4 protein-coding genes are annotated in these 7,985 nt (G+C 44.5%); all 4 read left to right on the top strand.

The features are described 5' to 3' along the window. Positions 1-50 precede the first annotated feature (50 nt). Complete coding sequence (locus BN587_RS11010; RefSeq protein ID WP_044484950.1) at positions 51-1,124, top strand: efflux RND transporter periplasmic adaptor subunit; 1,074 nt, start codon at positions 51-53, stop codon at positions 1,122-1,124. Further along, on the top strand, positions 1,124-4,183 hold the full coding sequence (locus tag BN587_RS11015) for an efflux RND transporter permease subunit (protein ID WP_021721198.1): 3,060 nt from the start codon (positions 1,124-1,126) through the stop codon (positions 4,181-4,183). The genes BN587_RS11010 and BN587_RS11015 overlap by 1 nt, the downstream gene beginning before the upstream one ends. A gap of 285 nt (positions 4,184-4,468) precedes the next feature. Continuing rightward, on the top strand, positions 4,469-6,442 hold the full coding sequence (locus BN587_RS11020; protein WP_021721199.1) for a TonB-dependent receptor plug domain-containing protein: 1,974 nt from the start codon (positions 4,469-4,471) through the stop codon (positions 6,440-6,442). A gap of 119 nt (positions 6,443-6,561) precedes the next feature. Then, positions 6,562-7,785, top strand: coding sequence for an ATP-binding protein (locus BN587_RS11025; protein WP_021721200.1), 1,224 nt, complete (start codon positions 6,562-6,564; stop codon positions 7,783-7,785). The last annotated feature ends 200 nt before the right edge of the window (positions 7,786-7,985 follow it).

Raw genomic sequence — 7,985 nt, forward strand, 5'->3', positions numbered from 1 at the left:
AAGCAGTAATGAAACCTATTGTGCACACGCAGGTAGTGAGCAGGCGACCATTGTATAAAAGCATTAATCTTTTTGGACAGCTCAAGGCCAAGGCACAGATTGATATTGTCAACAAGTATGCCGGTATCGTCGATGAGATTAATGTGGATTTGGGTAGCAAGGTGCAGGCCGGAGATATCCTCCTGGTGCAGCATCTTGATGATGCCCGCGCCGAAATGCTCAAGGCCAAGGCACGCTATGCCGAGGCCGGAGCTAATGCGGCAACAACGGACGTGAGCTACAGCACCAGCCTTACCCGTTATGAGGCAGATTATAAGCTGGCGCAGGTCAATGCGGAGCGTTACCGCAAGCTGTATGCGCAGGGCGCTGTTTCCAGGTCCGAGCTGGACAGCATGGAGCAGACGCTGGCTAATAAAAAAGCGCAGTACGATGCTTTGGCGCAGCAGGAAAGCTATGATGGCACACCGTCGCAGGTTTACCGTCAGGAGCAGATTGCTGCCAGACGCGAGCATGAGTACATTATTGCGCAAAACAAGTATCACGATCTGATTTTTAAGGCACCACGCGCAGGTATTATTACCTACCGCGATGCAGAAGTGGGTGGCTATGCGCCTGCAGGGAGCAGGCTGCTTACCCTTTTAGATGACAGTGGTTTTACAGTGGACTGCGATATTACAGAGGCCGAGGCTGCTTCTGTGACCGTTGGCACGCAGGTCGAGCTGAAGCTGGAGGCGATTGGCGAAATATGCCGGGGTACTGTTGTTTATGTGAGCCCTGTAAGAAGCAGGGAAACAAACAAATTTACCCTCCGCATCAGGCTGGATGAGCCTGGCTCCAACGTAAAGGCAGGCTTGTTTGTCAAGGGTGAATTGCGTTTTCTGCAAAAGCCATCCACTATATATTTACCTAAAAATGCCGTTCTCGAACGGGATGGCAAATATTTTGTCTATGTGCTGGGCAAGGGTAATAAAGCTCTGAAAAAGCCTGTTACTACCGGTGCAAGTAATAATGAAAGTATTGAAATAGTGCAGGGTGTGAAGATAGGCGAAACGGTTATCCTTGATAATCTTGCGCGTCTGCGTGACGGCATGGTGGTTGAGGTGGCCAAGGAGGAGGCGAAGTAATGAATATTACACGCTTTTCTATTAAACGGCCTATCGGTATCTGCATGATTTACATATTAGTCTGCGTCCTCGGTCTTATCAGCTTCTTTCGCATTGGCGTGGAGCTGTTGCCGGACGTAGACTCTAAATTTATCAGCGTCATTGTCAACTATCCCGGCGCCAGTACGGAATCCGTTGAACAGCAGGTGACGAAGCCGATTGAGGACGAGCTGTCCTCAATTTCGCACTTTAAGCAGGTGCGTTCCGCTACACGTCCCGGACGTGCGGAGATTTTTGTCGAGCTGGACAGTCAGGCTGATGCTGATATGGTAGCGATTGAGGCAACCAAAAAGGTCAGCCGTATTCGTAAAAATCTGCCGGAGGATATTGATGAGCCTGCAGTGCTCAAACGTTCTTCCGAAGAATATCCGATTATCCAGATTGCAGCAACGTCTAAGGATAATCTGGACGATATTTTTGCCTTGGCAGACAGCAGCTTTAAGGAGCGCTTGCAGCAGGCAGCCGGCGTAGCCGATGTTGACGTTACCGGCGGACGTGCCAAGGAAATCGCAATCGAGGTTGATAAGGATAAGCTCAATTATTACGGACTGACGCTGCAGGATATTATTACAGCGGTGCGCAAGGAAAACGTTATTGTTTCTTCCGGCTCCGTCTATACCGATGCTTTGGAAAAAACCGTGCGTCTGCAGGCGCAGTATAAGGCTCCGGAGGAGATTCAGCATCTGCAGCTTAAGGGTGCAGGCGGCAGATACATCGAGCTGGGGCAGGTGGCCAACGTGCAGGCCAAGGATAAGCGTGCTGTGGCCTATAGCCGTGTTGACGGTAACGAGGCGGTATCACTGGAGGTATACAAGGCCAGCGGTGCCAATATCGTCGACACAGCAGACGGCGTGCTGCAGCAGCTGGAAACGTTGCGCAAGGATTATCCTGACTACGTTTTCACTGTTGTCTATGACCAGTCGCATTTCGTGCGCGATTCCCTGAGCAATACGCTAAAAACGCTGCTCGAAGGACTTGTTACCACGGGACTTGTTTTGTATCTGTTCCTGCGTGGCTGGAAGTCCTCTATGGCAGTTATGATTGCCATTCCGACCTCACTTATTGCAACCTTCTTCCTGATGTATCTGGCAGGCTTTACCTTCAATATGATGTCACTTATGGGTATGGCGCTGTGTATCGGTATTCTTGTCGATGACTCGATTGTGGTGCTGGAAAATATCCATCGCTTTCTGGCGATGGGCAAAAGCGCCGATGTGGCAGCGGAGGAAGGCCGCAATGAGATCGGTATGGCGGCAATCGCTATGACGCTTTGTGACGTGGTGGTGTTTTTGCCGATTGCCTTTATGCAGAGCGCGACAGGCCAGTTCTTCAAGCAGTTTGGCATGACGATTGTTTTTGCTACGCTGATGTCGCTTGTCGTATCCTTTACGCTGACACCGATGCTGGCTTCGCGCTTTTATAAAAACGGCGTAGAGGAGCCTAAGGGCAACCTGTGGAGCAGGCTGGATGCTTTGGAAGCGCAGACAATCGCCAAATATGATGTTCTGCTGCGCAAATGCATAGAAAAGCCGAAGAAGCTGGTGCTGGGAGTGCTGGCAGCCTTCGCGGTGGCGGTGGCGCTGGTACCGCTCGGTATAGTTGGCTCGGAATACATGCCGCGTACCGACGAAAGCGCGATTCAGGTGAATATTGAGCTGCCTACAGGCTTTAACGCTGACCAAACCAACGAGGCCTTGCTGCTGTTTGAGAATTATTTGGCCAAGGTGCCGGAAATCGAGCATTATATGACTAATGTAACGACCACGCAGAGCATGGGCAAGCTGGTTATCGCGCTCAAAAGCAGCGACGAGCGCAGCAGGGACGTGTGGCAGGTAGCACAGGGCATCCGCAGCTTCGCCAAGCAGAACATGGGTGAAATCAAGGTGCGCGTCAATGAGATTCAGTCATCCGTTACCGGTGTTTCGGGCGGTCGCAACCTCGTGCGCTCGCCAGTACAGGTGGAGCTTAAGGGCAGCGATATGGATCAGCTTGTGGCTGATTCCGCTAAGGTGGAGCAGATTTTTGCTTCGACTGCAGGCCTGAAGGATATCAAAAATTCCTATGTAAAGGGCATGCCAGAGCTGAAGGTGACGGTAGACCGCGACAAGCTGAAATATTATCACGCGACAGTCAATGACGTGGCGCAGTCCTTTAACGCCGCTATTGGCGGACGCAGCGCCGGCGTTCTGGCGAACGATGTGCAAAACCATGGCAATGACACCGATATTGCAGTACGCTTTGCCGGCGGCAGTGGCTATGATATTGAAGACGTGCGCGCTATTCCGGTGCAGACAGGCAGAGGAAGCGTCTTTCTTGGCGACCTTGCCGACGTAGAAGAGGGCGTAGGCCCGATTACTATCCGTCGCGTGAATAAGGAGCGCATCATCAACATCCAGTGTAATCTGACGGACAGACCGCTGAACGAGGTAGTCAAGGAGCTGACGCAGAAGCTCAATGCCGCAGGTCTTAAGAGTAGCTATGCTTTTTCCGGTCAGGCGACCACGATGAACGATTCCTTTGCCGAAATGGCTATGGCATTGTCGCTGTCACTGCTATTGATATACCTGCTTCTGGCAGTGCTTTATGAATCGGTATTTACGCCGTTCATCCGTATGTTCTCGCTGCCGCTGGGCATTATCGGTGCCATCTTCTGTTTGCTGCTGACGCATAATACAATCAATTTGTATTCACTCATCGGTATTCTGGTTATGGATGGTTTGGTAGCGAAAAACGGCACGTTGCTTTTGGACTATACGCTGACGCTGATGCATGAAGGCATGACGGCGAAGGCTGCGGTAATCGAAGCAGGCAAAACTCGTCTGAAGCCTATCTTTATGACAGCACTGACGATGGTGGTGGGTATGCTGCCGACAGCGCTTTCGCTGAGCGCAGGCTCGGAAACGCGCGTGAGCATGGCGTGGGTTATCATCGGCGGTATGATAACATCAACGGTGTTTACGCTGTTGGTGCTGCCAATACTGTTTTTGTGGTTGAAAGAAAAATTTCCTAGTAGAATTTAGTTTAATAATAAGAATATATATTGAATACATAAGACTTGTGTAGTATACTATAGACATGCAAAAAGAGAGATTCCTAAAGCGAAATATAACTTTACAAAGAAGCTTTCTATATAATATCAGAAGAGTAACTTGCGCCTTTGCTGATTATAAAAGCAAGGGCGCTTTTTTATAGCTATATTGCCGTATAGCTTACAATTTTGCTTGATGCACTTAGTAGCCTGTGACCATGCAAGACTGGGCAGGGGAAGAGTGGTCAAAATATATTTTTTAGGAGTATGAGTAAACATGAAGAGTAATTTTTCCAAGGGTTTATTGATGACGGCCCTCATTACCGGTAGTGTAATATGGGGGGGCACAAACGTATTTGCTGAAGAGCTGCAGGAGTATTCGCTGGACCAGATGGTTGTAACGGCGACGAGAACGGAGAAACGTGATGTCGATGTTCCTGCAAGTACAACTGTAATTACTTCAAAACAATTGGAGGATTCTGGTTCCAATAGTATTGCTGAAGTTTTAGGCAAACAAGCAGGTATTGAGTACAAATCCTTTGGCCCTTTGGGTACTTCGATGGGTACAATGATTAATGAGGTTAATATTCGTGGTATCAGTAATGGTACATTGGTATTAGTCAATGGTAATCCTATTTCTTGGCGTGGTAAATATAATTTGGAATCTATTCCTACGGACAGTATTGAGCGTATCGAAATTGTAAAGAGTGGTGGCTCTGTACTTTATGGTTCTGAGGCAATGGGTGGCGTTGTTAATATCATTACTAAGAAAAAAGGCAGTAATAAAATTAGCGTAGGTTATGGTAACAGAAGCCATCAGAATTATAGAGTAAATGTTGGCGACGAAAAATTTACTGCTGGTTACTCTTTGGAAAAAATGGGAAGAGTTAATTATCGTAGCATAAGTGATGTTAATTATCCTAGCAAAAAACCAGTTTTGAAAGGTAAAACAAGAACTGATGCGGATGATATTAAGAAACAGAGCGTTAATTTAGGGTATAATTTTAATGATAGACTTAGCTTAGCTTATAATTACTATGAGTCTCAAGTTAACTATGAGAGAATATTTGTTGATGTTGAAAAGGGTGATGCGAAAATCGATGATCAGTTTAATGGTCGACTATATACAACAAAACAAAATAACATTCAATTAAATTATAAGGATGATGACTATAAAGCTAGTATTTACTATAATATCAATAACGTAGAATCAGAAGGTCCGACTTTCTACAATACAAGTACGACAAGTGGTGGTGCAAAGGAATTTAGTATGTATCATACTAAAGAGAGAAATTCTACAGTTGGTACAGATTTGCAACGTAATTGGAAAATTGGAGAAAAAGCTCAAGCAGTTCTTGGTGTAGATTATCAACATGAAATGTATGAGAAATCAGTATTCAGTGGTGGGTCATTAAGTCGTGATATTTGGGCAGTTTTCGGTCAGTGGGATCAAAAGTTTGATGATAAAAATTCTATGATTTTTGGTGCGCGTGAAACTTGGACAACTAATGCGTTTAGAGATCAAAACTATAACAACTTTAGTGGTGCAGTACAATACATCCATAAATTAGATGATGATCAGACAATTTATGCAAGCTATACAGAATCTTTCATTATGCCGACTTATGCTCAGATGAATGGCGCCAGTGAAACTGCAAAACCGAATCCTGATTTAAAACCACAAACAGGTAAAAACTACGAATTGGGTTGGAAAAAAGTATCTGATAGCCATAGCTGGAAAGCAGCATTGTATCATATTGATATAAAAGATAATATTTCTGCTACATGGACTCCAAGCAAGGCTGAATACAAGTATAAAAACGAAGATTTTAAAAATACTGGTGTAGAGCTTACTTGTGATATTCAAGGGGACAATGGCTTCTCTTACAATTATGGCGTAAATTACGGGGATCCTAAGGTTAAAGCTAAAACAGGCAAAACTTACTGGGATAGAAAATTTGGTCGTTGGCAGCTTAATGGCGGTATTACCTATGCTAAAGATAAACTGAGAACTAGCTTAACTGGCAGTTATCTGGCTGATCGTGTTAATACTCCAAGCAGTTCGCATTCTTCTAAGACTAAACCTTATTTCCTTACTACCTTAAATACCACTTATAGCCCTGATAAGAACAGCGACATCACTTTAACCATTGATAACTTGCTTAACAGACAAGATAATTTGAACCATTCTGGTTCTGATTATTATGCTGTTCCGACAAGCTTCCTGCTTACTTACACCTATAAGTTTTAATAATACTTAACACCTATGGCGGCGCGCTTGCGCCGCCTTTTTTTCTAAAAAAACTTGCGTTCTTAGAAAAAAACGGCTAATATATTATTAAAAAATAAATTAGTCGAAAGGAGCACCTTATGTATATTCATCGTCACTTGGAAAGCATACTTGAAAAAGCTTCAAAAATGTTTGGCGCAGTTTTGGTAACAGGTCCGCGTCAGGTTGGTAAAACAACTTTGCTACGCAGGTTCGCCAACAGTGCTAATTACATAAGCTTAGATGATCCCATGCAGCTTCATGCTGCAGTTGAGCAGCCGGCTACTTTTTTTAAAGATAATACTCCACCGGTTTTTGTGGATGAAATCCAGTATGCGCCTAATCTGTTTCCTTATATTAAAATGCAGGTAGATGAACAGAACGGCAAAGGGATGTTTTACCTTTCCGGGTCACAACAGTTTAAACTGATGAAGAATGTGGGCGAATCGCTTGCCGGTCGCTTAGGCATTCTTAATCTTTTGGGGCTTTCGCTGCGTGAGTATCAGCAGATTAAATTTAATGATGCATTTTTGCCAGTTGAAGAGTATTTTACTGCACGCAAAAAGGAACTAAAGCCTATAACCTATGAAGATTTATGGAAAGTAATTCATAGGGGCAGCATGCCGGATTTATTGCTTAATGAGGATTATGACTGGCAGATTTTCTACGCTTCTTATGTAAAAACTTATATTGAACGTGATGTGCGTGAATTGACACAGGTTGGTGATGAAGTGAAATTCATTACGTTCATGATTGCTGTAGCAAGTATTACCGGCCAGTTGCTTAATATTTCGTCACTTGCCAAGAATGTGGGAATTAGTGTATCAACCGCCGAACGCTGGCTATCTATTCTTGTTACTTGCAATATAGTGTATTTGTTGCGTCCATATGCGAATAATGTGTTAAAAAGGGTGGTCAAAACGCCGAAGCTTTATTTCATGGATACTGGTTTGGCAGCCTATCTGACGAAATGGACCAATGCTGATGTGCTGAAAAACGGAGCCATGGCAGGAGCGTTTTTTGAAACGTTTGTCATTGCTGAAATAGTTAAGAGTTATTACAATAAGGGGATAGCAGAGCCGCCTTTATATTTTTATAGAGATAAGGAGCAAAAGGAAATAGATTTACTTATCGAATGTAATGGAGTGCTCCATCCTTTGGAAATGAAAAAACATGCTGATCCTAAAGCAGCAGACATCAAAGCCTTTTCTGTGTTGGATTCTATCCCTGGAGTTAAGCGTGGCAGTGGCGGTGTTATTTGCACGTATGATAGAATAGTTGCGTTGAAAGATAATGATAAGGTTATACCGATTTCGTATCTGTAATTTTTGCAGGCGTATAGTTTTACGGCGGCACGTTTGCGCCGCCTTTTTGTATACAAGAACAGCTATTTAACACAAAAAGTATGATGTGCAGTTATTTGACTTTGCATTTTACGTTTGTTATTATAATATATAAATAATTGTTGCCGAAAAAATTAGATACTTTAGAGAAGAGAAGGAGGGCTTGGATAAAATGGGCGATG

The sequence above is a fragment of the Phascolarctobacterium succinatutens CAG:287 genome, from assembly GCF_000434895.1.
Taxonomy (GTDB): Bacteria; Bacillota; Negativicutes; order Acidaminococcales; family Acidaminococcaceae; genus Phascolarctobacterium_A; species Phascolarctobacterium_A succinatutens_A.

Coding starts and splice junctions, on each gene's coding strand:
- BN587_RS11025 (WP_021721200.1), top strand. CDS start 6,562: ATGTATATTCATCGTCACTTGGAAAGCATACTTGAAAAAGCTTCAAAA.
- BN587_RS11015 (WP_021721198.1), top strand. CDS start 1,124: ATGAATATTACACGCTTTTCTATTAAACGGCCTATCGGTATCTGCATG.
- BN587_RS11020 (WP_021721199.1), top strand. CDS start 4,469: ATGAAGAGTAATTTTTCCAAGGGTTTATTGATGACGGCCCTCATTACC.